Source organism: Bradyrhizobium betae, assembly GCF_050632175.1.
GTDB lineage: Bacteria > Pseudomonadota > Alphaproteobacteria > Rhizobiales > Xanthobacteraceae > Bradyrhizobium > Bradyrhizobium betae_B.
The window spans coordinates 624,180-650,013 of sequence record NZ_CP192576.1 but is presented as its reverse complement, the minus strand read 5'-3'; the positions used below and the strand labels follow the sequence as shown (position 1 = coordinate 650,013).

24 protein-coding genes are annotated in these 25,834 nt (G+C 64.4%); 15 read left to right on the top strand and 9 right to left on the bottom strand.

All coding sequences use genetic code 11. The features are described 5' to 3' along the window. Nucleotides 1-125: 125 nt before the first annotated feature. Nucleotides 126-1,388 (bottom strand): MFS transporter, encoded by a 1,263-nt coding sequence (locus ACQ86E_RS03345; protein WP_431204180.1) that lies wholly within the window; start codon nucleotides 1,386-1,388, stop codon nucleotides 126-128. 122 nt (nucleotides 1,389-1,510) lie between these two features. Beyond that, on the bottom strand, nucleotides 1,511-2,353 hold the full coding sequence (locus ACQ86E_RS03340) for a uroporphyrinogen-III synthase (protein WP_431204179.1): 843 nt from the start codon (nucleotides 2,351-2,353) through the stop codon (nucleotides 1,511-1,513). 159 nt (nucleotides 2,354-2,512) lie between these two features. Between ACQ86E_RS03340 and purU the strand changes: the two genes are divergently transcribed. Next, the gene (gene purU, locus ACQ86E_RS03335) at nucleotides 2,513-3,376 is read left to right on the top strand and encodes a formyltetrahydrofolate deformylase (protein ID WP_431204178.1); all 864 of its coding nucleotides are present in this window, start codon (nucleotides 2,513-2,515) and stop codon (nucleotides 3,374-3,376) included. A gap of 71 nt (nucleotides 3,377-3,447) precedes the next feature. Here the strand turns inward: purU and ACQ86E_RS03330 are convergent, their stop codons facing one another. Beyond that, a complete protein-coding gene (locus ACQ86E_RS03330) occupies nucleotides 3,448-3,732 on the bottom strand; it encodes a hypothetical protein (RefSeq protein ID WP_431204177.1) in 285 nt (94 codons plus the stop codon). A gap of 521 nt (nucleotides 3,733-4,253) precedes the next feature. Here ACQ86E_RS03330 and ACQ86E_RS03325 point away from each other — a divergent pair. From ACQ86E_RS03325 to ACQ86E_RS03300, 6 genes are all read left to right on the top strand, one after another. Then, nucleotides 4,254-5,429, top strand: a complete 1,176-nt coding sequence (locus ACQ86E_RS03325; RefSeq protein WP_431204176.1) for an ABC transporter substrate-binding protein — start codon at nucleotides 4,254-4,256, stop codon at nucleotides 5,427-5,429. Between the two features lie 166 nt (nucleotides 5,430-5,595). Next, nucleotides 5,596-6,465 (top strand): branched-chain amino acid ABC transporter permease, encoded by an 870-nt coding sequence (locus ACQ86E_RS03320; RefSeq protein WP_431204175.1) that lies wholly within the window; start codon nucleotides 5,596-5,598, stop codon nucleotides 6,463-6,465. A gap of 8 nt (nucleotides 6,466-6,473) precedes the next feature. Beyond that, complete coding sequence (locus tag ACQ86E_RS03315; RefSeq protein WP_431204174.1) at nucleotides 6,474-7,502, top strand: branched-chain amino acid ABC transporter permease; 1,029 nt, start codon at nucleotides 6,474-6,476, stop codon at nucleotides 7,500-7,502. Next, nucleotides 7,499-8,254, top strand: a complete 756-nt coding sequence (locus ACQ86E_RS03310; RefSeq protein WP_431204173.1) for an ABC transporter ATP-binding protein — start codon at nucleotides 7,499-7,501, stop codon at nucleotides 8,252-8,254. Before ACQ86E_RS03315 ends, ACQ86E_RS03310 begins: the two co-directional genes overlap by 4 nt. Beyond that, nucleotides 8,247-8,963, top strand: coding sequence for an ABC transporter ATP-binding protein (locus tag ACQ86E_RS03305; RefSeq protein WP_431204172.1), 717 nt, complete (start codon nucleotides 8,247-8,249; stop codon nucleotides 8,961-8,963). Before ACQ86E_RS03310 ends, ACQ86E_RS03305 begins: the two co-directional genes overlap by 8 nt. Before the next feature lie 21 nt (nucleotides 8,964-8,984). After that, the gene (locus tag ACQ86E_RS03300) at nucleotides 8,985-10,103 is read left to right on the top strand and encodes a cobalamin-independent methionine synthase II family protein (RefSeq protein ID WP_431204171.1); all 1,119 of its coding nucleotides are present in this window, start codon (nucleotides 8,985-8,987) and stop codon (nucleotides 10,101-10,103) included. 176 nt (nucleotides 10,104-10,279) lie between these two features. Here ACQ86E_RS03300 and ACQ86E_RS03295 read toward each other — a convergent pair whose 3' ends face one another. Then, the gene (locus ACQ86E_RS03295) at nucleotides 10,280-11,992 is read right to left on the bottom strand and encodes a caspase family protein (protein WP_431204170.1); all 1,713 of its coding nucleotides are present in this window, start codon (nucleotides 11,990-11,992) and stop codon (nucleotides 10,280-10,282) included. Between the two features lie 167 nt (nucleotides 11,993-12,159). Here ACQ86E_RS03295 and ACQ86E_RS03290 point away from each other — a divergent pair, with 167 nt between their 5' ends. From ACQ86E_RS03290 to ACQ86E_RS03275, 4 genes are all read left to right on the top strand, one after another. After that, a complete protein-coding gene (locus ACQ86E_RS03290) occupies nucleotides 12,160-13,512 on the top strand; it encodes a hypothetical protein (RefSeq protein ID WP_431204169.1) in 1,353 nt (450 codons plus the stop codon). 62 nt (nucleotides 13,513-13,574) lie between these two features. Then, nucleotides 13,575-14,771 (top strand): methionine adenosyltransferase, encoded by a 1,197-nt coding sequence (gene metK, locus ACQ86E_RS03285; RefSeq protein WP_431204168.1) that lies wholly within the window; start codon nucleotides 13,575-13,577, stop codon nucleotides 14,769-14,771. 129 nt (nucleotides 14,772-14,900) lie between these two features. Next, nucleotides 14,901-16,322 carry an adenosylhomocysteinase gene (ahcY, locus tag ACQ86E_RS03280; RefSeq protein WP_431204167.1) on the top strand — a complete coding sequence of 474 codons (1,422 nt, stop codon included), beginning with the start codon at nucleotides 14,901-14,903 and terminating at the stop codon, nucleotides 16,320-16,322. Between the two features lie 160 nt (nucleotides 16,323-16,482). After that, nucleotides 16,483-17,943, top strand: a complete 1,461-nt coding sequence (locus ACQ86E_RS03275; RefSeq protein WP_431204166.1) for a flavin-containing monooxygenase — start codon at nucleotides 16,483-16,485, stop codon at nucleotides 17,941-17,943. Between the two features lie 14 nt (nucleotides 17,944-17,957). On the opposite strand, the gene ACQ86E_RS03270 is transcribed toward ACQ86E_RS03275, so the two are convergent. From ACQ86E_RS03270 to ACQ86E_RS03260, 3 genes are read right to left on the bottom strand one after another with little or no spacing between them, the layout of a single operon-like run. Beyond that, the gene (locus tag ACQ86E_RS03270; protein WP_431204165.1) at nucleotides 17,958-19,199 is read right to left on the bottom strand and encodes an MFS transporter; all 1,242 of its coding nucleotides are present in this window, start codon (nucleotides 19,197-19,199) and stop codon (nucleotides 17,958-17,960) included. A gap of 30 nt (nucleotides 19,200-19,229) precedes the next feature. Then, nucleotides 19,230-19,466, bottom strand: a complete 237-nt coding sequence (locus tag ACQ86E_RS03265; RefSeq protein WP_431204164.1) for a tautomerase family protein — start codon at nucleotides 19,464-19,466, stop codon at nucleotides 19,230-19,232. A gap of 16 nt (nucleotides 19,467-19,482) precedes the next feature. Further along, nucleotides 19,483-20,193 (bottom strand): SDR family NAD(P)-dependent oxidoreductase, encoded by a 711-nt coding sequence (locus ACQ86E_RS03260; RefSeq protein ID WP_431204163.1) that lies wholly within the window; start codon nucleotides 20,191-20,193, stop codon nucleotides 19,483-19,485. Nucleotides 20,194-20,406: 213 nt separating this feature from the next. On the opposite strand from ACQ86E_RS03260, the gene ACQ86E_RS03255 reads away from it, so the two are divergent. From ACQ86E_RS03255 to ACQ86E_RS03240, 4 genes are all read left to right on the top strand, one after another. Beyond that, on the top strand, nucleotides 20,407-21,330 hold the full coding sequence (locus ACQ86E_RS03255) for a LysR family transcriptional regulator (protein ID WP_431204162.1): 924 nt from the start codon (nucleotides 20,407-20,409) through the stop codon (nucleotides 21,328-21,330). Nucleotides 21,331-21,475: 145 nt separating this feature from the next. Continuing rightward, nucleotides 21,476-21,631 (top strand): hypothetical protein, encoded by a 156-nt coding sequence (locus ACQ86E_RS03250; protein WP_188098452.1) that lies wholly within the window; start codon nucleotides 21,476-21,478, stop codon nucleotides 21,629-21,631. Nucleotides 21,632-21,776: 145 nt separating this feature from the next. Further along, complete coding sequence (locus tag ACQ86E_RS03245; RefSeq protein ID WP_431204161.1) at nucleotides 21,777-22,706, top strand: aspartyl/asparaginyl beta-hydroxylase domain-containing protein; 930 nt, start codon at nucleotides 21,777-21,779, stop codon at nucleotides 22,704-22,706. 10 nt (nucleotides 22,707-22,716) lie between these two features. After that, the gene (locus ACQ86E_RS03240) at nucleotides 22,717-23,175 is read left to right on the top strand and encodes a YybH family protein (protein ID WP_431204160.1); all 459 of its coding nucleotides are present in this window, start codon (nucleotides 22,717-22,719) and stop codon (nucleotides 23,173-23,175) included. Between the two features lie 66 nt (nucleotides 23,176-23,241). Here ACQ86E_RS03240 and ACQ86E_RS03235 read toward each other — a convergent pair whose 3' ends face one another. Next, a complete protein-coding gene (locus ACQ86E_RS03235) occupies nucleotides 23,242-23,943 on the bottom strand; it encodes a fumarylacetoacetate hydrolase family protein (RefSeq protein ID WP_431204159.1) in 702 nt (233 codons plus the stop codon). 37 nt (nucleotides 23,944-23,980) lie between these two features. After that, the gene (locus ACQ86E_RS03230; RefSeq protein ID WP_431204158.1) at nucleotides 23,981-25,783 is read right to left on the bottom strand and encodes an ABC transporter ATP-binding protein; all 1,803 of its coding nucleotides are present in this window, start codon (nucleotides 25,781-25,783) and stop codon (nucleotides 23,981-23,983) included. Nucleotides 25,784-25,834 lie beyond the last annotated feature (51 nt).

The following is a 25,834-nucleotide window of genomic DNA, read 5'->3' as shown; positions in this document are numbered from 1 at the left end:
AGCGCCAGCGAAACCCACCAGTCCGTTCGCCGCTGACGAAGCATGTCGCCGCTGACGAAGCATGATGGGTTTCGCAAGGGCTCAAACCATCCTACGCGTGCGAGGCCAACAATGAAGCCACGCACCTACCGCGCATTGGCAGGCGCATGCACCGGCCACAGATCCGCGCGCCATCGGATCGCGATCGCCAGCATCGCGATGAAGCCCGCGGCGGCATAGAGCGAACCCGTCGCAGAATAGCCGATGATGTCGATCAGGCTACCGGCCGCGAGTAATCCGGGCGGCAGGCCGTAGATCACCATCATGCGCACACCCATGACGCGGCCGCGCAGATGCGGGCTGGCCGTCTTCATCAGGATCACGGCCGCCGAGATCATCGACATGCTCTGGGCGATGCCGGCGAGCACGAGGCAGGCCATCGCAACAGGCATGGTCCTGATCTCGACGAACACCAGCAGCATGGCGTACCAGGCCAGCGTCGCGCCGATCAGGAGCCGGGCAATGCGCAGTCCGCCGACCAGGCTGAGCGTGATGGAGCCGATCAGCGAGCCGACGGCGAAGCTTGCCGAGAGATAGCCAAGGCCGGTCTGGTCGGTGTGAAAGATGTCGCGCGCGATGTAGGGCAATAGTCCGCTGGTGAACGGAAATGCGGTGAGATTGGCCAAGAAGGCGACAGACAGCGCGGCGCCCATGGCCGGGCCATTCCAGGCGTAGACCATCCCTTCCTTGAGTTCTTCAAGCAATCGCGAGACCGCGTGGCTGTTCGCCGGTAGATCGCTCGTCGTGACGGTCTTTTTCGGCCGGGTCAGGCAGACCATGAGAATCGCAGCCAACAGATAGAGGCAGGCGACCGCCGCATAGACCAGTCCAATGCCGAGCACGGCAAACAGCCCGGCTCCCGTCAGCGCTCCGGCAATACGGGCGCTGTCCTGGGTCGTGCGTGACAGGCTGATCGCGCCGACCAGCAGCTCGGCCGGCATGATGCCGGCGAGCAATGCGCTGCGAAGGCCGAGATCGGAGGAGCGGATCAGGCCCATGATCGTCACGATGATCATGACGTTGAGCGGCCCGAGATGGCCCGTCAGCGCAAGCACCATGATGGTCGAGGCGAGCACCGTATAAGTGAGGCGCAGCACGACCAGGAGATCGCGATGACCCATGCGGTCTCCGATCATGCCGAGCACCGGTGCGACGAGTGTCCCGACGTACTGAAGCGACCCCAGCACGGTGAGCAGCAGCACGGAGCCGGTCTGGACCAGGATGTACCAGCCGAGCACCAGCGTCTCGATTTCGAACGCCCAGGAGGTGAGCAGGTCGGACGGCCACTGGAAGCGATAGTTGCGGATGCGGAATGGCGCGAGCGCCGAAGGCCGTGCGGCTGCGCTCACAGCGCGATGACTCGTAACACGGCGATTCCTAGCCCTTGTGGTTTCTTGTGTCCGTCGGCAAATTATCGCCGGTGATGGTCGTGTCAATTGGAGCTGCCGCAGGCCGCCCTTGCGCTCCGCTTCTACCTCGCTGTGGGTCTCGGCTTGCGTTCCGCCAGCGCTGCTGCCATGGCCGAGATCAGCGGCCGCATGAAATAGGCGTCGTCCGCCGGCGAAACGTCGGTGCGCAGGCCATGCGCTGCGAGCTCGCCCGAGACCGCAGGCCCCACCGAGGCGATCAGCGTCCGCTCCAGGCCCGCGCGCAGCTTTGCCTCGCTGCCATGCGCCTTCGCGGCCTCGAGCAGACGGCGGACCTGCCCGAGATTGGTGAGCGCGATGGAATCGATCCGTCCCTGCGCCATCTCGTCGATGGCGGTGATGATGTTGGCATCGGCGGCCTTGGAATCGTAGACATACGGCAGCACGCTATCGACATCGGCGCCCTGTGCGGCCAGCGCGCCGGTCAGCGCGCCGTGGTCCTTGTCCGGATAGAGCTGGAGGCCGATGCGCCGACCCTTCAGGTCGAGCTTGCCCAGCATCGCGATCACGCCCTCGGTGGTCGGCTTCTCCGTGGTCTGCTGCGCCTCGAGGCCGACCTCGCGCAGTGCCTTGCCGGGCTTCGGCCCGCGGGTGAACTTTCGCGACTTGGCGAGGGCCGTCACCAGCGGCTGGTCGAGCCCGCGGGCGACGGCGAGCTTCATGATCCGCCGCAGGCCTTCGCCGGTCATCAGCACGAGGTCGTCCAGCGGTTGGTCGATGGCGCGGCGGATCCATGCCTCGACCGGGGCGGGGTCCGGTGCGTCCTCGATGGTGAACATCGGGCATTGCACTACCTCGGCGCCTTGCTCGGCCAGCAGCCTGGAAAACTGCGCTTCCTCACGCGTTTCCAGGATCAATATGCGGGTGCCGCTCAGGCGGTCGGACATGAAGATGCTCCGGTCAGTCAAGTCGCAATGGACCATTCATCCTGACTCCTCAGTCGGGATTGGCGCAAGGGCGGGGTCGGTGATAGAGCAGGGCGCAAATCGCGGCTTGTTCCGCGCATCGCCGCACAAACCCTGTTCAAGAGCCAGTTCCGAGCAGCCATGCCCGATCATCAATACGTCCTGACCCTGTCCTGTCCGGATCGCCCCGGCATCGTCTCGGCGGTGTCGACGTTCCTGGCCCATAACGGGCAGAACATCCTCGACGCCCAGCAGTTCGACGACACCGAGACCAAGAAATTCTTCATGCGCGTGGTGTTCACCGCGGCCGATCTCGCCGTGGAACTATCCGCGCTCCAGACCGGATTTGCCGCGATCGCCGAGCGCTTCGGCATGGAGTGGCAGATGCGCGACCGCGCCGCGCATCGCAAGGTGATGCTGCTGGTGTCGAAGTCCGACCATTGCCTGGTCGACATCCTCTATCGCTGGCGCACGGGCGAGTTGCCGATGACGCTGGCCGCGATCGTCTCCAACCATCCGCGCGAGGTTTATGAAGGGCTCGATTTCGGCAGCATCCCGTTCCACTATCTGCCTGTCACCAAGGAGACCAAACGCGAGCAGGAGGGGCAGATCCTCGATCTCGTCGCCAGGACCGGGACCGATCTGGTCGTGCTCGCCCGCTACATGCAGATCCTGTCGGACGATCTTTCGGCAAAACTCTCGGGGCGTTGCATCAACATCCATCACTCGTTCCTGCCGGGCTTCAAGGGTGCAAAGCCCTATCACCAGGCTCACGAGCGCGGCGTCAAGCTGATCGGCGCCACCGCGCATTACGTCACGCGCGATCTCGACGAGGGTCCGATCATCGACCAGGACGTCGAGCGCATCAGCCATCGCGATACGCCCGAGGACCTCGTGCGCAAGGGCCGCGACATCGAGCGCCGTGTGCTCGCCCGCGCGATCCGCTATCATCTGGACGACCGCGTCATTCTCAACGGCCGCAAGACGGTGGTGTTCATGGACTAGCGACTGGAGAGTGGCGGCAAGCGAACAAGAGCGGGGCGAGATTCGCCACTCACTGTTCGCAATTCGCCTTCTCAGCGCACCGCGCCGCCGGACGCCGATTCCGTCGCGCCTTTCTGGGCCTGTTCTTCCTTCTCGCGATCCGCCGCAGGCATAAGCCGCTTGCGCTCGCGCTCTTTCATGTAGGCATCGTACTGCGGCGTGCCCGCCCGCGGCGGTGCGTCGGCGGGCAGGCCACCGGCCCATTGCGGGACGTAGTCGCCCATGCCCGCAGAGAGCTTCTCGTTGACGGTGCCGCAGCCGCACAGCCCCGCGGCGAGCACTGCGAGAACGAGAAGGGGGCGGAAAGGCTTGGGCATTGTGTGAGCACGAATTCGGTCGTTGGACGCCAGTCGGTCCGGCGCCGGAAGAGTAGCCTTCAACAAGGTAAAATAGACTTATTCGAGATAGGTAATTAGTTACCTCATTTTTGCGCTCGACCACCACTCTGCCGATGTCCGAATCCTGCAAAAGAAAGGCGAAATCCTCCATCCACCCGGCCGGTCGCGTTTCTGGACTCCGGCCCGGCTCGCGATAAATTGGCTTGGTCGATGACCGGGCTTTTTCGTTGACAGGTCCATTTTATTTGTACAATCGTACAAATTGGGGCGGCCAGGATCGGGACTCGGGTTACTCCGGCGTAACCGCGACACTGCGCCCCGCCGTCGCGATCGGAACGCTCGGCTTGCGCCGAATGGTCGCCAAACGTCCGATTGACAACGAGGGCGCGGAAGACGCCATGTGGCGCGCGACATCACTCGCGCGTGAGCTAAGATAAGGCAAGGATCGGGCACTCGGTCCGGCGCGCAAGAGATCAGGAATTAAGGGGAGGGATCGTCTGATGTTCGAAGGCAAACAGTTTTCCTGGGCTGCGATGGCAGCCATCGCGGGCCTCGCGGCCGTCGCGCCGGCCAAGGCCGCGGATACCGTCAAGGTCGGCCTCATCCTGCCGATGACCGGCGGCCAGGCCTCGACCGGAAAGCAGATCGAGAACGCGATCAAGCTTTACATGCAGCAGAAGGGCGACACCGTCGCCGGCAAGAAGATCGAGATCATCCTCAAGGACGATGCGGCGATTCCCGACAAGACCAAGACCGCCGCGCAGGAGCTGATCGTCAACGACAAGGTCAATTTCATCGCCGGCTTCGGCGTGACGCCGGCTGCGCTTGCCGCCGCGCCGCTGGCAACGCAAGCCAAGATCCCGGAAGTCGTGATGGCGGCCGGCACCTCCATCATCACCGAGCGCTCGCCCTATATCGTGCGCACCAGCTTCACGCTGGCGCAGTCCTCGACCATTATCGGCGACTGGGCGGTCAAGAACGGCATCAAGAAGGTCGCGACCCTGACCTCGGACTACGCGCCGGGCAATGACGCGCTCAACTTCTTCAAGGAGCACTTCACTGCCGGCGGCGGCGAGGTGGTCGAAGAGGTGAAGACGCCGCTCGCCAATCCCGATTTCGCGCCGTTCCTCCAGCGCATGAAGGATGCCAAGCCCGACGCGATCTTCGTGTTCGTGCCGGCCGGCCAGGGCGGCAACTTCATGAAGCAATATGCCGAGCGCGGCCTCGACAAGGCCGGCATCAAGGTGATTGGCCCGGGCGACGTCACCGACGACGACCTGCTCAACAACATGGGTGACGCCGTGCTCGGCACGGTCACTGCGCATCTGTATTCTGCGGCGCATCCCTCGCAGATGAACAAGGATTTCGTCGCGGCCTACAAGAAGGCCTACGGCAACCGTCCGGGCTTCATGGCGGTGAGCGGCTATGATGGCATCCATTTGATCTACGAAGCGTTGAAGAAGACGGGCGGCGACACCGACGGCACCAAGCTGGTCGAAGCCATGAAGGGCCAGAAGTGGGAGAGCCCGCGCGGCCCGATCTCGATCGATCCCGAGACCCGCGACATCGTGCAGAACATCTACATCCGCAAGGTCGAGAAGGTCGACGGCGAGCTCTACAACGTCGAGTTCGCGACCTTCGAGGCCGTCAAGGATCTCGGCAAGACCAAGAAGTGACGCGCGATAGCGCATCTTCCCGGAGCGCGCTTAGCGCGCATCCGGGATCTCGCGAGCCACCCTCTGCGTCATGCCCGGGCTGGTCCCGGGCATCCACGCAAAGCCCAGACAAGAACGTGGATGGCCGGGACGAGCCCGGCCATGACGATAACTGCAAGCTGAGACGATGACCTCGATCCTCACCAACCTGTTCGATGGCGTAGCCTACGGCATGCTGCTGTTCGTACTCGCTTGCGGGCTTGCGGTCACGTTAGGCCTGATGAACTTCGTAAACCTTGCTCATGGCGCCTTCGCCATGGCCGGCGGCTATGTCTGCATGATTCTGGTCAACCGGATGGGCTGGCCGTTCTTCGCTGCGCTGCCGCTCGCCTTCGTATCTTCGGCGGCAATCGGGATCCTGCTCGAGCGCACGCTCTACCGCCACCTCTACGCGCGCAGCCATCTCGACCAGGTTCTGTTCACCATTGGCCTGACGTTCATGTCGGTCGCGGCGGTCGATTACATCCAGGGTTCCTCGCGGGTCTTCATCAATTTGCCGGCCGCGCTCCAGGGCCAGTTCGACGTGTTCGGTGTCGGCATCGGCCGCTACCGGCTGATGATTATCGTGATCTGCGGTCTGCTCACCATCGGTCTTCAGATGGTGCTGGCCAAGACCCGCTTCGGCAGCCGGCTGCGCGCCGCGGTCGACGATCCCCGCGCCGCGAGCGGCCTTGGCATCAACGTGCCGCAGGTGTTCGCCTTCACGTTCGCATTTGGCTGCGGGCTTGCCGGCCTGGGCGGCGCGCTGAGTGCCGAGATCCTCGGCCTCGATCCGTACTTCCCGCTGAAATTCATGATCTACTTCCTGATCGTGGTCACGGTCGGCGGCTCCTCCTCGATCACCGGCCCATTCCTGGCCTCGCTCCTGCTCGGCGTCGGCGACGTCGCCGGCAAATATTACGTGCCGAAGATGGGTCCCTTCGTGATCTACACCATGATGATCGTGATCCTGATCTGGCGCCCGAACGGTCTGTTCGGCCGCACGGCCGCGCGTTGAGTTCGCCGATGAGCGCATCGTCCGACGTCGGTTATCATGCCCAGCGCCAGGCGCGCTGGCACTATGGTGAGGCGGCCTTCTGGGTCGTCGTGCTGGCCTGCGGCTTCCTGTTTCCCACGCGCTATCTGATCATGACCGACATCCTGCGGCTGGCGCTGTTCGCGATGTCGCTTGATCTCATCCTCGGCTATGCCGGCATCGTCTCGCTCGGCCACGCCGCCTTTTTCGGCGTCGGCGCCTATGCCGCGGGGCTGCTCGCGCTTCACGGCATCATCAACGAGCCCGTGCTCGCGCTGATCGCCGCCGGCCTTGCCGCGATGGTGCTCGGCTTCGCCACCAGCTTCCTGGTGATCCGCGGCGTCGACCTGACGCGCCTGATGGTGACGCTCGGTATCGCGCTGCTGCTTGAAGCGCTCGCGGAGCGCTTCTCCAAGATCACCGGCGGCACCGACGGGCTGCAGGGCATCGAGATGCAGCCGATCTTCGGGCAGTTTCCGTTCGACATGTTCGGCAAGACCGGCTTCTTCTATTCGCTGGCCGTGCTGTTCCTGTTGTTCCTGTTCGCGCGCCGCGTCGTGCACTCGCCGTTCGGCCTGTCGCTGCGCGCGATCAAGAACAATCCGCTGCGCGCCGCCGCCATCGGCATTCCCGTCAATCGCCGCCTGATCGCGATCTACACGCTCGCGGCGTTCTATGCCGGCATCGCGGGGGCGCTGTTCACCCAGACCACGGCCATCGCCTCGCTCGATGTGTTCGCCTTCGAGCGCTCGGCCGATCTCATGCTGGTGCTCGTCATCGGCGGCACCGGCTATCTCTATGGCGGGCTGATCGGCGCGGTGATCTTCCGCATGCTCCAGGAATTTTTCTCCACCATCACCCCGCAATACTGGCAGTTCTGGATCGGCCTCGTGCTGGTCGTGATCGTGCTCATCGGCCGCCAGCGCCTGCATCGCTGGGTGCTGTATGTGCCCAACCTGATCATCAGGCAGTTTGCCGGGCGCAAGGCTGACGTCGCGCTGCCGGAGAGCGACGCATGACCATCGCGCTCGAAACCCGGAACCTCGAAAAGCAGTTCGGCGGCCTGCGCGTCACCCGCGATCTTTCCCTGAAGATCGAGCAGGGCGCCCGCCACGCGTTGATCGGCCCGAATGGCGCCGGCAAGACTACGGTCATCAACCAGCTCACCGGCGTGCTCAAGCCGAATTCCGGCCGCATCCTGCTCGAAGGCCAGGACATCACGGATCTGCCCGTGCACAAGCGCGTTCTGCGCGGCCTGTCGCGCACCTTCCAGATCAACCAGCTCTATCCCGACCTCACTCCGCTGGAGACCATCGGCCTGGCCGTCTCCGAGCGCCTCGGCCATGGCGGCGATTGGTGGCGGCGGATGGGCACGCGCAGCGACGTCAATGGCGAGATCGCCGATCTGCTGGCGCGCTTCCATCTGCTTGACGTCATGAACGAAGAGACCGTGACGCTGCCTTACGGCAAGCAACGTCTGCTCGAGATCGCGGTCGCGATCGCGGCCAGGCCGCGTGTGCTGCTGCTCGACGAGCCCGCCGCCGGCGTGCCCGAGAGCGAGCGCCACGACATTCTCGCCGTGGTCGGCAGCCTGCCGCGCGACGTCACCGTGCTGCTGATCGAGCACGACATGGACCTCGTGTTCTCCTTCGCCGACCGCATCTCGGTGCTGGTCTCCGGCGGACTGCTGACCGAGGGCCCGCCCGACCAGCTCGCGCGCGATCCGCAGGTGAAGGCTGTCTATCTCGGCGAGGAGGCGGTCAATGTCTGACCTGCTCGCGATCGATTCATTGCGCGCCGGCTATGGCGAGGCGGTGGTGCTGCCGAATATGTCGCTGCGGCTCGCCGAAGGGCAGGTGCTGGCGCTGCTGGGACGCAACGGCACCGGCAAGACCACGCTGATCAACTCCATCGTCGGCGTGACCCGTCGCTTCTCCGGCACCGTCGCGCTCGCCGGCATCGACGTCACCGGACTCCGAGCAGACCAGCGGGCCCGCGCGGGGATCGGCTGGGTGCCGCAGGAGCGCAATATCTTTCGCTCGCTCACGGTGGAAGAGAACATGACCGCGGTCGCGCAGCCCGGCCCCTGGACGGTCGGGAAGGTTTACGAGATGTTCCCGCGGCTGAAGGAGCGGCGGGGCAATTTTGGCAACCAGCTTTCCGGCGGTGAGCAGCAGATGCTGGCGATCGGCCGGGCGCTGACCCTCAATCCCAAGGTCCTGCTGCTGGACGAGCCGACCGAGGGGCTTGCTCCCATCATCGTCGAGGAGCTTCTGAAGGCGATCGGCACGATCACCCGGGCAGGGGGCATTTGCTCCATCATCGTCGAGCAGAATGCCCAAAAGATTCTGGGGCTCGCCGACCGTGTTGTGATATTGGAGCGCGGAACGATCGTCCACGACGCCCCGAGCGCTGCGCTGAAGGCCGACCCCTCGGTCCTGGAGCGCCACCTCGGCGTCGCAGGGGCAGCGGCCCACTAAAAACTCTCCGGGAGTCCAAGAATGCAGCGAACCAGAGCCCCCTTCCGCGCCGACGAGGTCGGCAGCCTCCTGCGCCCAGCCAAGATCAAGGAAGCCCGCAGCCGTCTGGAGAAGGGAGAGATCTCGGCCGACGATCTCCGCAAGATCGAGGACATGGAGATCGAGAAGGTCGTGCACAAGCAGGCCTCGCTCGGGCTGCAACTCGCGACCGACGGCGAATTCCGCCGCTCCTGGTGGCATTTCGACTTCCTGGCCAAGCTGACCGGCTGCGAACTATTCCATCCGGACTCCGGCATTCAGTTCGCGGGCGTCCAGACCCGGCACGACGCCGTGCGGGTGATCGGCAAGCTCGATTTTCCCGACGACCATCCGATGCTCGACCATTTCCGCTTCCTGAAGAAGTTTGCCGATCAGGCCCACGTGACCGCCAAGATGACGATCCCCTCGCCGGCGGTGCTGCATTTCCGCGGCGGCCGCAAGGCGATCTCCAAGGACGTCTATCCCGATCTCGACGCCTTCTACGAGGATCTCGGAAAGACCTATCGGAAGGCCGTGAAGGCGTTCTACGACGCCGGTTGCCGCTATCTCCAGTTCGACGACACCGTGTGGGCCTATCTCTGCTCGCCGGACGAATTGCAGAAGGCGCGCGAGCGCGGTGACAATCCCGACGGCCTCCAGCAGATCTACGCGCGCGTCATCAACTACGCGCTGGCCGAGAAGCCCGCGGACATGGTGGTGACGACGCATGTCTGCCGCGGCAATTTCCGCTCGACCTGGATTTCTTCGGGCGGCTACGAGCCCGTCGCCGAGACCATGCTCGCCGGCACCAATTACGACGGCTATTTCCTCGAATATGACAGCGACCGCGCTGGCGGCTTCGAGCCGCTGCGGTTCCTGCCCAAGGGCAACAAGATCGTCGTGGTCGGCGTCATCACCTCGAAGTTCGGTGAACTCGAGAAGAAGGACGACATCAAGCGCCGTCTCGAAGAAGCTTCGAAATTCGCGCCACTGGAGCAGCTCGCGCTCTCGCCGCAGTGCGGTTTTGCCTCGACGGAAGAGGGCAACGTCCTCTCGGAGGAAGAGCAGTGGGCCAAGCTCAGCCTCGCGGTGGAGATCGCGAAGGAAGTGTGGGGCAACTGAGTTTGCCGCGTGGCTGCTGTCATTCCCTGCGAAAGCGGGGAATCCAGTACGCCGCAGCTTTTCCGCACTTCACCGCCGTCTCTGGAACACTGGATCGCCCGGTCAAGGCCGGGCGATGACACCGAGTGCAGGGATAGCAGCGCCGCGCTCCTGACCTTTGCCGGCGCCCTCCGCCCTCACTTCGCCGCCAGATAAACCTCGCCCAGCAGCGACGAATTCGACCACGGCACCTGCTTGCTCTTCGTGCTCGAGACGACCTCCGCACGCACCCGCGTGAGCATCTGCTGCACTTCAAGTCCGGGCGTGCCGAGATGGCGTGAGAGGGCGGCGGAGAACGGCGAGTTGGCGCCTTCGCCGTCGAGCGCGACCTGGCCCGGCGCGGTGGCGAAGGCGATCAGCGTGCCCGCACCCAGCGTCGCGCCGGCGCCCAGGCTCTGCGGGGCCGCGAGGCCCGAGGCGCCCTCGATGGCGCGATTGCCGCCGGCGCTTGCTACCTGCTGCGCCATCGGATTGTTGCGGCAGGCATCGAAAATCAAAATGTTGGTGCGGACCTGGTCGTCGAGGCCGGCCATAATCGTGTCCATGTCGATCATCGCGTCTGTCATGCTGCTGCCGGCCTTTAGCTCGACATCGACCGGAATGAGATAGTTGCGGCCATCGACCTGCACGCCGTGACCGGCATAGTAGACGATGGCGATCTGCGCCCGCGCCGCCTCGCGCAGGAAGTCGCGCGTCACCTTCTGCATGGACGTGCGGTCGAGATCGATGCCCTCCGAGACCGTGAAGCCGATATCGCGCAAACTCCTGGCGACGGCGCGCGCGTCGTTGGCCGGATTGGGCAGCGCCTTCACGTGCACATAGGCGCCGTTGCCGATCACCAGCGCCATGCGCTTGAGAAGCATCGCCGGGGCAGGCGGGGCTGCCGGCGACGCGCCGGATTGCTGCGGGGCCTGCGTCGGCGGCATCGTCGAAGGCGGTGCATCGCGCGGAACGGGTGCGAGCGCATCCGTCACCAGCGACAGCCGCACCTTTGCGGTGGCCTGGTTGGCTTTGCTGCCGGCATCGGACGCCACGATCGCCAGCGTCGCCTTGTAGTCGTCGCGCGCATGCGCGTAGTCGCCCTTGGCCTCATAGGCCAGCGCGCGGTGGATGTAGCCGGAAATCAGCACGCTGTTCGGCGGCGTCATGATGTTGACGGGCGGCTTTTCCTTCGCAAGCCGGATCGCCTCGCTGCCGTCGGCGATGGCGCGATCGAGATCGCCGCGTATGCGCCAGATCGCGGTGCGATTGATCAGCGGCTGCGGCAGTGTCGGGTCGAGCCGAATCGCCTGGTTGATGTCGGCCAGAGCCCCGTCGAGCTCGCCGAGCGCCTCCTTCGCGATGCCGCGGTTCTGGAACGAGAACGCCGACTTCGGCTCCAGCTTGATCGTGGCGTCGTAGTCTGCGATCGCTCTGCTGAAGTCGCCCTTGCCGCGCCAGGCGTTGCCGCGGTTGTGGAAGATGGTGCCGCTCGGAGGTCCGAGCTTCAATGCATCGTCGAAATCGGCGATCGCGATCTCGTACTCGCCCTTGTCGTAGTAGGCCGATCCCCTGAGGTTGTAGGCCGCCTGGCTCGGCTGGAGCCGGATCGCTTCGGTGGCGTCAGCGATGACTTTCGAATAGTCGCCCTTCTTGTTCCAGCCGACCGCGCGCCAGAAATGGATCGTCGCGAGTTGCTCGCCTTTGAACACCTTCAGCGCGACGATCTTGCTGCAAGCGTCGATCATCTGGTCCGCCGGTGTGGTGTCGGTGGTGCAGAGCGGCCCGAGCTGGCTGCGCGCCTGCGCAACAGCGGGCGCCGACCACATGGTTGCGGCAAGCAGGCAGAGTGCGAGGAGCAGGCGACGCATTGCAGTGATCCCGTAGGAGGAGACGCGCTTGTTTGTTGTCCGGCGGCACGCCGGGGTTCACGCTCCCGTCATCGGAGCTGGGGTAAAGCACAGGAGGGGTATTCCATCAGTGGGCAGAGTTTGCTAAGTGGCGGGGCCCAACGCTTCTGCCCACCGAAATCCCACTAATGAAAAACGACGAAATCCTCAGCCAAATCACCGCGTTCTGCCGCGGGGCGGACATGGCTGAATCGACGTTTGGCCGGCGCGCGGTGAACGATGGGAAGCTGGTTCATCGGCTGCGCGAGGGAAAGCGCATCACGGTCGATACGCTGGAGCGGATCCAGGCCTACATCGCTGCATCGACCGGCGGCCTGCCGCCGCCGCGGGGGCTTCAGGTGCCGCCGGAAAAGCGCGATCCGCGCAGCAATTTCCGCTTCTTCGAGAACCGGCAGAAATACCTGTTGTTCGTCCACACCTGCAGCGAGAAGCGGGTGGTCGCGGAACGCGTGGCGCTCGAACTCGCCAGTATCCATCCCCGGCCGCCGGCGCTGCGTGTGTTCGACGCCGGCGTCGGCGACGGCTCGGTGCTCGCGCGCGTGCTGCGCTCGATGCATCAGCGCTTTCCTCACATGCCGTTCTACGTCGCCGGCAAGGAACTCAGCCTGGAAGACGTCCGGCTCACGCTGGACAAGGTCCCGGACCGGCTGTTCGAGCATCCGGCCTCGGTGTTCGTTTTCACCAATATGCACTATGCGGAAGCGCCCTGGCTGACGCCGAACTCACCTGCGGCCGCCGCCGCCACCGTGTGGCACGATGTGCCGCTCAGGGGAGCCTCGTCGGGCGACTTCGAGACGCAAATTGCCGAGCTGAAGCCGTTTCTGGAGCAGAACTGGCGCGCGGCCATCAGCCCGCGTACGGGCATGCCGCTGTACGAGCGGCCGGTCGTGCTGGTGCTCTACCGCGAGGACCAGCGGTTCCTGCTGGATTCGACCATTCCACGGCCGGGCCAGGCCGAGGCCAATTTCGACCTCGTCATCGCATCCCAGCCCTATCGCGCGTTGTCCTCGGTCAATTTCAGGGCAAAGCGGATCATTGCACCTCTGGCACGGGCGTTGCGGCCGGGTGGCCGGCTCATCGGAATTCACTCCCATGGCCAGGATCCGGGCATGGAAATGATCCAGGCAATCTGGCCAGGAGAAAATCCTTTCGCGGTGAGCCGCCATGAGCTATTGCGCGCCGTGAAATACGAACTCGGATCGTTGGGACGCGACCTGAATTTTAATGTTTACGCGGACAACCGCTCGATCTTCAGGTATGATATGGAGGCTCTGCCCAACGAGGTCACGGGAACGATCGGAACCTCGACGGCCTTTGCAGCATGGAACGCGGCAGTCTATGTCGCCCAGATTGAGGACGACCGGTTGGCAGATATGACTCAAAACGGCCGCGCTCTGGATGCTGCCAGGGACGTGCTGCGAAAGTACAACGGGCTCTGGTTTCTCGACGAATCCTACGTCATCTCGCGACGGCGTGATTGACGCAATCCAAAGCTAAACATCGCAAACGCCCGCCGGGTTAGCGGCGGAACAAGGGGTTACTGATGCGCGCGTCCTATCTCTTCACCAGCGAGTCCGTGTCCGAGGGGCATCCCGACAAGGTTTGTGACCGGATCTCCGATGAAATCGTCGATCTGTTCTATCGCGAAGGGCCGAAGGCCGGCATCGATCCCTGGGCCATCCGCGCCGCTTGCGAGACGCTCGCGACCACCAACAAGGTGGTGATCGCCGGCGAGACCCGCGGTCCCGCCTCCGTCACCAACGAGCAGATCGAAGGCGTCGTGCGCGCCGCGATCAAGGACATCGGCTACGAGCAGGAAGGCTTCCACTGGAAGACCGCCGACATCGAGATCCTGCTGCATCCCCAGTCGGCCGACATCGCGCAGGGCGTCGATGCGCTTCAGCCGGGCGAGGTCAAGGAAGAGGGCGCGGGCGATCAGGGCATCATGTTCGGCTACGCCACCAACGAGACGCCCGACCTGATGCCGGCGCCGATCTTCTACGCCCACAAGATCCTGCGCCTCATCTCGGAAGCGCGCCACTCCGGCCGCGAGAAGGTGCTGGGTCCGGACTCCAAGAGCCAGGTCACCGTGCAGTACGAGAACGGCAAGCCGGTCGCCGTGCGCGAGATCGTGGTGTCGCACCAGCATCTGGTCGAGGACATCTCGTCCAAGCAGATCCGCGACATCGTCGAGCCCTATGTGCGCGAGGCGCTGCCGAAGGACTGGATCACGCCGAAGACGATCTGGCACATCAACCCGACCGGCAAGTTCTACATCGGCGGACCCGACGGCGACACCGGCCTGACCGGCCGCAAGATCATCGTCGACACCTATGGTGGTGCGGCGCCGCATGGCGGCGGCGCGTTCTCCGGCAAGGATCCGACCAAGGTCGACCGTTCGGCGGCGTACGCTGCGCGCTACGTCGCCAAGAACATCGTCGCCGCCGGTCTTGCCGACCGCTGCACGCTCCAGCTCGCTTACGCCATCGGCGTGGCGCGTCCGCTGTCGATCTACATCGACACCCACGGCACCGGTAAGGTGTCGGAGGACCAGCTCGAGAAGGCGGCGGCGCAGGCGATGGATCTGACGCCCCGCGGCATCCGCAGCCATCTCGACCTCAACCGCCCGATCTACGCGCGCACCTCGGCCTATGGTCATTTCGGCCGCACCCCCGACAACGAGGGCGGCTTCTCCTGGGAGAAGACCGATTTGGTCGAGCCGCTCAAGCGCGCGCTCTAGTTTGTTCGTGTCATTCCGGGGCGCTCGCGCGAGCGAGCGGGCCCGGAAGCCTTATCCATCATGTCGAGATTCCGGGTTCGCCTGTCTGGCGAGCTCCGGAATGACCAATTCAACAACAGGATCTCCGCTATGAGCGCGAAGCCCGGCTTCACCGATTACATCGTCAAGGACATTTCGCTCGCCGATTTCGGCCGCAAGGAGCTCTCGCTCGCCGAGACCGAGATGCCAGGCCTGATGGCCACCCGCGAGGAGTACGGCCCGAAGCAGCCGCTGAAGGGCGCGCGCATCGCCGGCTCGCTCCACATGACGATCCAGACCGGGGTGCTGATCGAGACGCTGGCAGCGCTCGGCGCCGATATCCGCTGGGTCTCCTGCAACATCTATTCGACGCAGGACCACGCTGCAGCTGCGATCGCGGCCGCCGGCATTCCCGTCTTCGCCGTCAAGGGCGAGACGCTGACCGAGTACTGGGACTACACCGCCAAGCTGTTCGACTGGCACGGCGGCGGTCATCCGAACATGATCCTCGACGACGGTGGCGACGCCACCATGTACGTCCATCTCGGTCTGCGCGCCGAGAACGGTGACGCGGCGTTCCTGGACAAGCCCGGCTCGGAAGAAGAGGAAGTCTTCTTCGCGTTGCTCAAGAAGCAGCTCAAGGAAAAGCCGAAGGGGTATTTCGCCGCGATCGCCAAGAGCATCAAGGGCGTTTCCGAAGAGACCACCACGGGCGTGCATCGTCTCTATGACATGCAGAAGGCCGGCACGCTGCTGTGGCCGGCCATCAACGTCAACGACAGCGTCACCAAGTCGAAGTTCGACAACCTCTATGGCTGCCGCGAATCGCTGGTCGACGGCATCCGCCGCGGCACCGACGTGATGATGTCGGGCAAGGTCGCGATGGTCGCCGGCTTCGGCGACGTCGGCAAGGGGTCGGCCGCCTCGCTGCGCCAGGCCGGCTGCCGCGTCATGGTCTCCGAAATCGATCCGATCTGCGCGCTGCAGGCGGCGATGGAAGGCTACGAGGTCGTGACCATGGAAGACGCCGCCCCGCGCGCCGACATCTTCGTCACCGCGACCGGCAACAAGGACATCATCACGATCGAGCACATGCGCGCGATGAAGGATCGCGCCATCGTCTGCAACATCGGCCACTTCGACAACGAGATTCAGATCGCGGGTCTGCGTAACCTGAAGTGGACCAACATCAAGCCGCAGGTCGACGAGATCGAGTTCCCCGACAAGCACCGCATCATCATGCTCTCGGAAGGCCGCCTCGTGAACCTCGGCAACGCGATGGGCCATCCGTCCTTCGTGATGTCGGCCTCCTTCACCAACCAGACGCTGGCGCAGATCGAGTTGTTCGCCAACAACAAGGAAGGCAAGTACAAGAAGGAAGTCTACGTGCTGCCGAAATCGCTGGACGAGAAGGTGGCCCGGCTGCATCTCGCCAAGATCGGCGTCAAGCTCACCGAACTGCGCAAGGACCAGGCCGACTATATCGGCGTGAAGCAGGAAGGCCCGTTCAAGTCGGATCATTATCGGTACTGAGCCATTGGTTCGATCGACGATTGACGCGAAGCCCCGGAGTGATCCGGGGCTTCGTTGTTTCGGCGCATGGAATTCCACTCGCTTTGCAGTTGCTGCACGGCTGGTTGCCAATTGACGGCCAGTCGCGGCGGGCGGACAATCCTCGGTGGCGGAGGAAACCATGCAACGAGAACATTTCGACGTGCTGATCGTCGGCGCGGGCCTGTCCGGCATCGGCGCGGGCTACCACCTTCAGAGCAAGTGCCCGAGCAAGAGCTACGTCATCCTCGAGGGACGCGACTGCATCGGCGGCACCTGGGACCTGTTTCGCTACCCCGGCATCCGCTCCGACAGCGACATGTTCACGCTTGGCTATTCCTTCAAGCCGTGGACCGATCCGAAGGCGATCGCCGACGGGCCGCAGATCCTGAACTACGTGCGCGAGACAGCCACCGAGAACGGCATCGACAAGCACATCCGCTACCGTCATCGCGTCCAGCGCGCGGCGTGGTCGACGCCGGACGCACGCTGGACCGTCGAGGCCGAGCGCACCACGGGCGAAGGCGCAACCGAGCTCATAAGCTTCACCTGCAATTTCCTGTTCATGTGCCCGGGCTATTATAAATACGAGGCGGGCTATGCGCCGGAGTTCAAGGGCGCAGCGGATTTCTCCGGCCGGATCGTGCATCCGCAGAAATGGACCGAAGACATCGACTATGCGGGTAAGCGCGTCGTCGTGATCGGCTCGGGCGCGACCGCGGTGACGCTGGTGCCGGAGCTTGCCAAGACGGCGGCGCAGGTCACCATGCTGCAGCGCTCGCCGACCTACGTGGTGTCGCGTCCGGCGCTGGATCCCGTAGCCAACAAGCTGCGTCGTAGCCTGCCGACGCGGCTTGCCTATCATCTGATCCGCTGGCGCAACGTGATGTGGGGGATGTTCTTCTTCCAGCTCAGCAGGCGCCGGCCGGCGAAAGTCAAGGAGCTGGTCCTCAAGGGCGTGCAGATGGCACTCGGACCCGATTACGACGTCGCGACCCATTTCACGCCGCGCTACAATCCCTGGGACCAGCGGCTGTGCCTCGTGCCCGATGGCGATCTGTTCAAGGCGATCCGCGAGCAGCGCGCTTCGGTCGTCACCAACGAGATCGAGACCTTCACCCGTGACGGCATCCGCCTGAAGGATGGCAGCGAGCTCGCCGCCGACATCATCGTGACCGCGACCGGACTGGTACTCCAGGTCGTCGGCGGACTCGAGGTGAGCGTCGACGGCCGCGCCGTCGATTTCGCCAACACGCTGACCTACAAGGGCATGATGTATGCCGACGTGCCCAACATGGCTTCGGCGTTCGGCTACACCAACGCGTCGTGGACGCTGAAATGCGATCTCACCTGCGAATATGTCTGCCGTCTCATCAACTACATGGATCGGCACAATTTCCGCCAGTGCATGCCGCACAACGACGACCCGGAAATCACCGCGCAGCCGTCGCTCGACTTCACCTCGGGCTATGTGCAGCGCTCGGTTGCCAAGATGCCGAAGCAGGGCTCGAAGCAGCCGTGGCGGCTGTATCAGAACTACGCCCTCGACATCGTCTCCTTGCGCTTCGGCCGGATCGACGACGGCGTGATGCAGTATTCCTGATCACGCCCCCGCGGCTACACCTTGCGGTTGGTGAGAGCGAGGCCGAGGTCGATCGCGAGTGCGATCACTGCGGCCGCCCCTCCGAGTCCGAACAGAGCCAGATAGTCGCCGCCGGTCTGCGCGTAGATCCAGGAGAAACCGTAAGCCGCGGCCGCCTGGAACAGCGCAAAGCTCGTGGTGGCGTGGCTCCAGGTCGTCCGCTGCTGCTCTGCGGAGTGCGGCACGAGCTCATGGATGCGCCCGAGCACCAGCGGCACGATCCCCGGCGTGAAGCCGCCGACCACGATACTCGAGACGATCAGCGAAACCGGTGCAGTGCTGACGGTCGGCAGCAGCACGGCGGCCGCCTCGATCAGGAAGGCCGCGCGCAGTGCCGGTCCAAATCCGGATCTGTCACCGAGATGCCCGGTGACGAGCGGGCCGACGATCGCGCCGAGACCGTACAGCACCCAGTAGCGCGATCCCGCCGCAATGCCCTGGCCAAGGCCACGCGCCACGAAGTCGACGATGAAGACCATGTGCGGCACCAGGGTGACCGCGTTGAGACCGTACTGGACCAGCAGCGCGCGGGCGGCGGGCGAGGCTCGATGCGCCTTTGCCTGATGCGCGGGAGCCGCATCGCCCCTGGCGTCAGCGGGCCAGTTCCACCAGCTCGCCAGCGTAAGCACGGCCGAGAGCACGCCGAGGCCATACCAGCTCTGCTGCAGGCCCTGCTGCAGCAAGAGCGGCACCAGCGTGCCCGACGCTGCGACGCCGAGCCCGACGCCGGCAAAGATCACGCCGCCGACGACGCCGCGCCGCGCAGCCGGGGTGTGCGGCAGAATGACGGAGGCCGCCAGCACCATGATGATCCCGCCGGTGAGACCTGAGAGAAAGCGCCAGGCGAAGAACCAGGCGAACGATACCGGGGCCGAGCTGGCGAAGAAGGAGAGGGTTGCCAGCAGCATCATCGCGCGCAGTGCACTGACCGCGCCGATGCGGGAAGCGATAGCCCGCGCAGCGAGCGCGCCGGCGAGATAGCCGGCAAGGTTCGCCGCACCGAGATAGACGACGTCGGATGCGCTGAACCATTTTGCAGCGATCAGGGCCGGGATCAGCGGAGTATAGGAAAAGCGCGCGAGGCCAAGGCCGACCAGAGATGCTGACAATCCAGCTACGGCATATCGCCAGGTTCTTTGGGACGTTGACTTTGAGCCTGAGTCCGGCTGCGGGTGCCGCCGGGTTTCGACGTGCTGCTTCGTATCTGCGTTGCTCATCTCATCCTCCTGCGCACAATGGCGCGTGGATCATCCGGTCCGGGCGGCACGGCGGCGCCGGAATTCCGGCACGGGCAGGCCGCCCCAGCCCCAATTGTCCAGGTCGACTTCCTCGATCACGACGAAGGTCGAATCGAGCGGCTTGCCGAGGACGTCGAGCAGGAGCTGGCTCGATCCCTCGATCAGCGCGGCCTTTTCCTCCGCGGTGAGCGACGCCGTCCCCGGCGTCGTTCCTTCGCGGGTCACTTGAATGGTGACGATGGGCATCGTGTTTCTCCTCGGCTCAGTGGCCGGCGCTCTGGCCGCCGTCGACATGCAGGATCTCGCCGGTGACGAAGGAAGCACCTTCGAGATAGAGCACGGCATCGACGATGTCGGACATCTCGCCCATGTGGCCGACCGGGTGCAGCGCGCTGAGCTGGGCATGCGTTTCGGCCGGATGCATCGGCGACTTGATGACGCCGGGCGACACCGCATTCACGCGGATGCCGCGCCTGGCATATTCGATCGCGAGCGACTTGGTCGCGGCGCTCAGCCCGCCCTTGCTCAGCGAGGCCAGCACCGAGGGCACGTTTGAATTGGCCTGATCGACCAGGGTGGTGGTGATCTGGACGATGTGGCCAGAACCCTGCTTCTCCATCTCGGCGATGGCGAGCTGCGTAATATTGAAGAAACCTGCGACATTGGTTCCCATCACCACCGCATAGTCTTCCGCCGTGTACTGCGTGAACGGCTTTGCGACGAAGATGCCGGCATTGTTGACCAGCGTGTCGACCCGGCCGAAGCGGGCGACGGCTTGCGAAACGACGCGTTCGGCGGTGGCCCGATCCGAGATGTCGCCGGCAACGGCAAGGATATCATCGTCCCCCGACGGCTTGATGGAGCGCGCTGTTGCCACGACGCGGTAGTTGCGATCACGAAAACCCCGGACCAGGGCGGCGCCGATGCCCTGCGATGCACCGGTAATGATGGCGACCTTCTGTTCGATACCCATGACGGGCTCCTGTTGTTGGCTTTCAGAACCTGAGCCAGCATCCGCTGGCCTGGCGTCTGAGGTAGGCTCCAGCGGCCCGGCTGCGAATACACGTTGTCCGGCAGACACTGTTACGTGGCGCGAACGAATGCCGGATCTGGCTTTGACGGCGGTTGTCGCGGCGGAGACGAACGCCTAGCTTGTCACCGGTATTTGATGGGATGGCGGGCAGGCATGGACCGTCTGGATGCGATGAATGTGTTCGTCCTCGCGGTGGACGAGGGAAGCCTCGCGGCCGCGGGACGCAAGCTTGGCCGTTCACCGGCAGCGGTCAGCCGCGCCATCGCCTTCCTGGAAGAGCGGGTTGGCGCCGAGCTGCTGCACCGGACGACGCGATCGATCAAGCTGAGTGAAGAGGGCCAGCGCTATGTTGCGATCTGCCGCCGCGTACTCGCGGAGCTGGAGGAGGCTGACGACATTGCGGCTGGACCGCGCACGGCGCCGCGCGGCCTGCTCACGATCACCGCCCCTGTGGTGTCCGGCGAGATGGTGCTGCGGCCGATCCTCGATGCGTTTCTCGATGCCTATCCGACCGTGTCGGCAAAGCTTCTGCTGTTCGACCGTGCGGTCAATCTGATCGAGGAGGGCGTCGATGTCGCGCTCCGCATCGGGCCTCTCGCGGATTCAGCGATGGTGGCGATGCGGGTCGGCGAGATCAACCGCGTCGTCGTGGCGGCGCCGCGCTATCTGAAGCAGCACCCGCGCATCACCGAGCCCGGCGATCTTGCCAAGCACCAGATCGTGGCGATGGCGCATCTTCCGAACTCCTGGACCTTTGTGCCGCAGGCCGGCTCGTCGGCAGCCCGGACAGTGCAGTTCAGCCCGCGCCTCGTCGTCAACAGCACTTATGCGGCGGTGGCCTCCGCCGTGGCCGGGCGCGGGGTGGCGCGGATGTTTTCCTACCAGGTGGCAGAGCAGGTCGCGCGCGGCGAGCTCGAGATCGTACTGGCCGGTGATGAGGATCCGGAGATGCCCGCGCATTTGATCTGCCCGCAGGGCAGGCTCTCGGTGCCCAAGGTACGTGCCTTCACCGACTTCGCGGTACCGCGGCTGAAGAAGCAATTTGCGCAGCTCCGGAAGAGCATGGCAGCGCGATGAGCCGGTGCACGCCGGGCAATGCGTTGTTTTGCGTATACGGGCACCGGGCTGAATCAGCCATGCTGCCCGAACGGTTAACGCCGGATTAACCGGTGAGTCCTAGCCTGTCTCGGCCGGGGTTACTCGCAAGGCCGAGGTGAGCCCAATGGAAGCCCAGAAGATCGCGGTCGACGCCGTCGTCGCGTTGACCGATTGCGACCGCGACGCCGTCATCGCGTTCATCCGCCGGCTCTATCTGGCCGGCATCACGGATCCCAAGCGCCTCACCTTCAAGGGTCTGCAGGCGCTGTCGCGGGCCTGATTCGGCTCATTTCGGCCAGTTTCAGCCCAGGTTCCGTACCGCCGCTCTCCCCAGCGTGATTGCAACCCAGCGGTGAATATCTTGCCGGTTCGGACGGACCGGGGTAGATCACGTTCCCGGCTGGGTCAGTTGGGAACTTGGGGAAATGTTGAAACAGCTTTTTGCGCCGCAACTTGTCATTTTGTATGTGCTCGCGGCTTCGACGATCTACGTTCACTTCCGCGGCAAGCAGCGGCTGCGCTTTGCGCGCCAGCTCGGCGATCACTCGACCTATCTCGCCCCCTACAATGTGCTGATGTATGCAGGCTCGGCCGTGCCGAACAGGCCGGTGATCCCGGTCGAGGAATTTCCCGAGCTCAAGCCCCTCAGCGAGAACTGGGAGACCATCCGCGACGAGGCCGTGCGCCTGTTCGACGAAGGTTTCATTCGTGCCGCCGCCAAGAACAACGACTGGGGTTTCTATTCGTTCTTCAAGAGCGGCTGGAAGCGGTTTTACCTGAAATGGTACGACGACTTCCTGCCGTCGGCGAACACGCTTTGCCCGAAGACGGTGGAGCTGCTGAAGTCGATCCCCAGCGTGCACGGTGCGATGTTCGCGATGCTGCCGCCGGGCGGCAAGCTCGGCGCGCACCGCGATCCCTTCGCTGGCTCGCTGCGCTATCACCTCGGTCTCGTCACGCCGAACTCGAACAAGTGCCGCATCCTGGTCGATGGCGTCGAATGCGTCTGGCGCGACGGCGAAGCCTTCATGTTCGACGAGACCTTCATCCACAGCGCGGAGAATGCGACCGACGTCAACCGCATCATCCTGTTCTGCGACGTCGAGCGCCCGATGAAGTACGGCTTCATGACCGCGATCAACCGCTGGGTCAGCCATCACATCGTCAAGGCGTCGGCAACCCAGAACGTCGATGGCGAGCATGTCGGCGTACTCAACAAGGTGTTCGGCAAGCTCTACGAGATCCACCTCGGCAGCCGCAAGGTCAAGGAGTGGAACCGCAACGTCTACTACACGCTGAAGTATTCTCTGACGGCGCTGGTTCTTGGCCTCATCGTGTTTTCGGCGTTGAGATAGTCGGGGCACAATGGTTTCCTTGCCGCTTGCGAATGCCGAGATCGTGCAGTTCTTCCACCGGTGGCTGGAGACCTTCGCGGGCTATGTCCGCGAGGTCGACTACGCCTCGGCGCGGCCCCTGTTCCATCCTGACGTGCTGGCCTTCGGCACGCATAACGATGTCATCCCCGGCCTCGATCAATGGGTCACTTCGCAATGGGACAACGTCTGGCCGAAGACGAGCGACTTTCGTTTCGTGCTCGAGCAGACCTCGATCCTGGCATCCCCCGACGGCATGATGGCGACTGTGATCGCGCCGTGGACGAGCACGGGCTATCATCCGGACGGCAATCCGTTTCCGCGCCCCGGCCGGGCGACGATGGTGTTTTCGAGCGAAGGTGATGGCTGGCTGTGCGTGCATTCGCACATGTCACTCAATCGCGGTGTGCCGCAGGCAAGCCATGCCGATCGACCGGTGAAAGCCTGGTAGATGTGACCGGAATCAAAAAGGCCCCGGGCAGGTCCGGGGCCTTTGATGTCGGGATGTCGTGCAGCCTTATTCCGGCTGACCGATGCTCACCTTCAGCGTGCCGACGCCGTCGACGCCGCATTCGAGCTTGTCGCCGGGCTGGAGCTGCGACACACCTGCGGGCGTGCCGGTCATGATGATGTCGCCGGCGGCGAGCTTCACCTGCTGCGAGAGCTGCCAGATCGTCTCCGGCACGTTCCAGATCATCTGCTCGAGGTCGCCCGTCTGGGCTTCCTTGCCGTTCACCGTGAGCCAGATCCTGCCCTTGGTGGGATGGCCGATCTTCGAGGCCGGTTGCAGCGCGGAGGCGGGTGCGGAGCCGTCGAACGACTTGCCGATCTCCCAGGGACGCTCCTTCTTGCGCGAGGCGATCTGGAGGTCGCGGCGGGTGAGGTCGATGCCGACGGCGTAGCCGTAGACGTGGTCGAGCGCCTTGTCGGCGGGGATGTTGAGCCCGCCGCTCTTCAGCGCCACGATCAGCTCGACCTCGTGATGCAAATCCTTGGTCAGCGGCGGATAGGGAATGGTGGCGCCATCGGGCACCAGCATGTCGGCGTGCTTGGCGAAGAAGAACGGCGGCGCGCGCTCGTCATTGCCCATCTCGCGGATGTGCTCGAGATAGTTGCGGCCGACGCACCAGATGCGGCGCACCGGAAAACGGCCGCTTTCCCCGACGACGGGAAGCGAAGCCTGGGGCGGAAGCGGGATGACGTAGGAGGCGGCGTTCATGAAGCGGTCTCGCTGCTCTTGAGGTTGACGAGGAATTCTATGCGGTTGCGCTGATCGGCGCCAGAGCGCCGGCGTCGTGATGTTGCAGGCGGAAGAACGAGGCGTAGCGGCCGGAGCGGCGCAGCAGGTCGTCATGCCGGCCCTGCTCGACGATCTCGCCGCCCTCGACCACCAGGATGCTGTCTGCGTGCATGATGGTGTGCAGGCGGTGCGCGATCACGATGGTGGTGCGGTTCTGGCAGAGATGCTCGATCGCTTCCTGCACCTGCCGCTCGGACTCCGAATCGAGTGCGGCGGTGGCCTCGTCCAGCAGGATGATCGGCGCGTTCTTGAGCAGTGCGCGCGCCACCGCGATGCGCTGGCGCTGGCCGCCTGACACCTGGGTGCCGTGCTCGCCGACCGGTGTGTCGTAGCCGAGCGGGAAGCCCATGATGAAATCATGCGCGCAGGCCGCCTTGGCGGCGTCGATGATTTCGTCCTCGCTCGCGCCCGGTTTGCCGAAGGCGATGTTGTTGCGGATGGTGTCGCGGAACAGATAGACGTCCTGGCCGACATAGGCGGTCTGCGCCCGCAGCGACTTGCGCGAGACGGCGCCGATCGACTGGCCGTCGATCACGATGTCGCCTTGTGTCACCTCGTAGAAGCGCAGCAGCAGCGCCAGCACGGTCGACTTGCCGCCGCCGGACGGGCCGACCAGCGCGGTGACCTTGCCGGGCTCCGCTACGAAGCTCATGCGGTTGAGGACGGTCTCGCCGGTCCGGTAGGAGAAGCTGACGTCGCGCAACTCAATCCGCGCGTCCGACAGTTTCAGCGCGGGCTTGTCGTCGTCGGAATGCTCGCTGGCCGGGCTGTCGACGACTTCGAGCAGCATGCGTGCGCCGACAAGCTGGCTGTTCAAATCGATGTTGAGCCGCGCCAGCCGCTTGGCCGGCTCGGTCGCCATCAGGAACGCGGTCATGAAGGAGAAGAACGCGCCCGGGGTGGCGTTCAGCGCGACCACGCTGTAGCCGCCGTAGAGCAGGCAGCCGGCAACCGCGAAGCCGCCGAGCATCTCCATCAGTGGGTTGGAGCGGTTGGCGACGCGGGCCATCTTGTTGGCGTTGCGCTCGACGATCGCGATGTTCTCGTCGATGCGCTTCTGCATGGTCTCTTCGAGCGTGAACGCCTTGACGGTGCGGATGCCCTGCAGCGATTCCTGCATCGTCTCCATGATGTCGGCGGTGCCGGTGAACTGGTTGAAGGCGAGACCCTTGATGCGCTTGACCAGCTTGCGCAGCACCAGCATTGCCGGCGGCACCACAACGAGGCCGATGAACGACATCACGGGGTCCTGCCACACCATCACGCCGATCATGGCGAGCAGCATCATGAGGTCGCGCCCGATGGCGTTGACCAGCATGTTGAGGACGTCGGTGATCGATTTCGCGCCGGCCGTCAGCCGTGCCAGGAATTCGGAGGAATGCCGTTCGGAGAAGAAGCCGACGCTCTCGCGCATCAGCTTGGCGAAGAGCTGGCGCTGGTTGGTGGCCAGGATGGCGTTGGAGATCTTGGTCAGGATCACCATGTGACCGTAGGTCGCCACGCCCTTGATGAAGAGCAGGATCACCGTGATGCCCGAGAACATCGCGATGCCCGGGATGTTCTTGTCGACATAGGCCTGGTTGATGACCTGGCCGAGCACGTAGGTGGCGCCGGCGGTCGATCCGGCGGCAAGCGCCATCAGCGCGAAGGCGACGAGATAGCGCCGCCAGTAGATGACCCCCTGTTCCGTGACCAGGCGGCGAACGAGGACCATCGCCGCATAGGGATCGTCGGTGATTTTCTTTGGAAACTGGGCCATCCGCATTCCATTGACGGCGCAGCGGCAAAGCTGCCCGCGCGTCAGGGATCG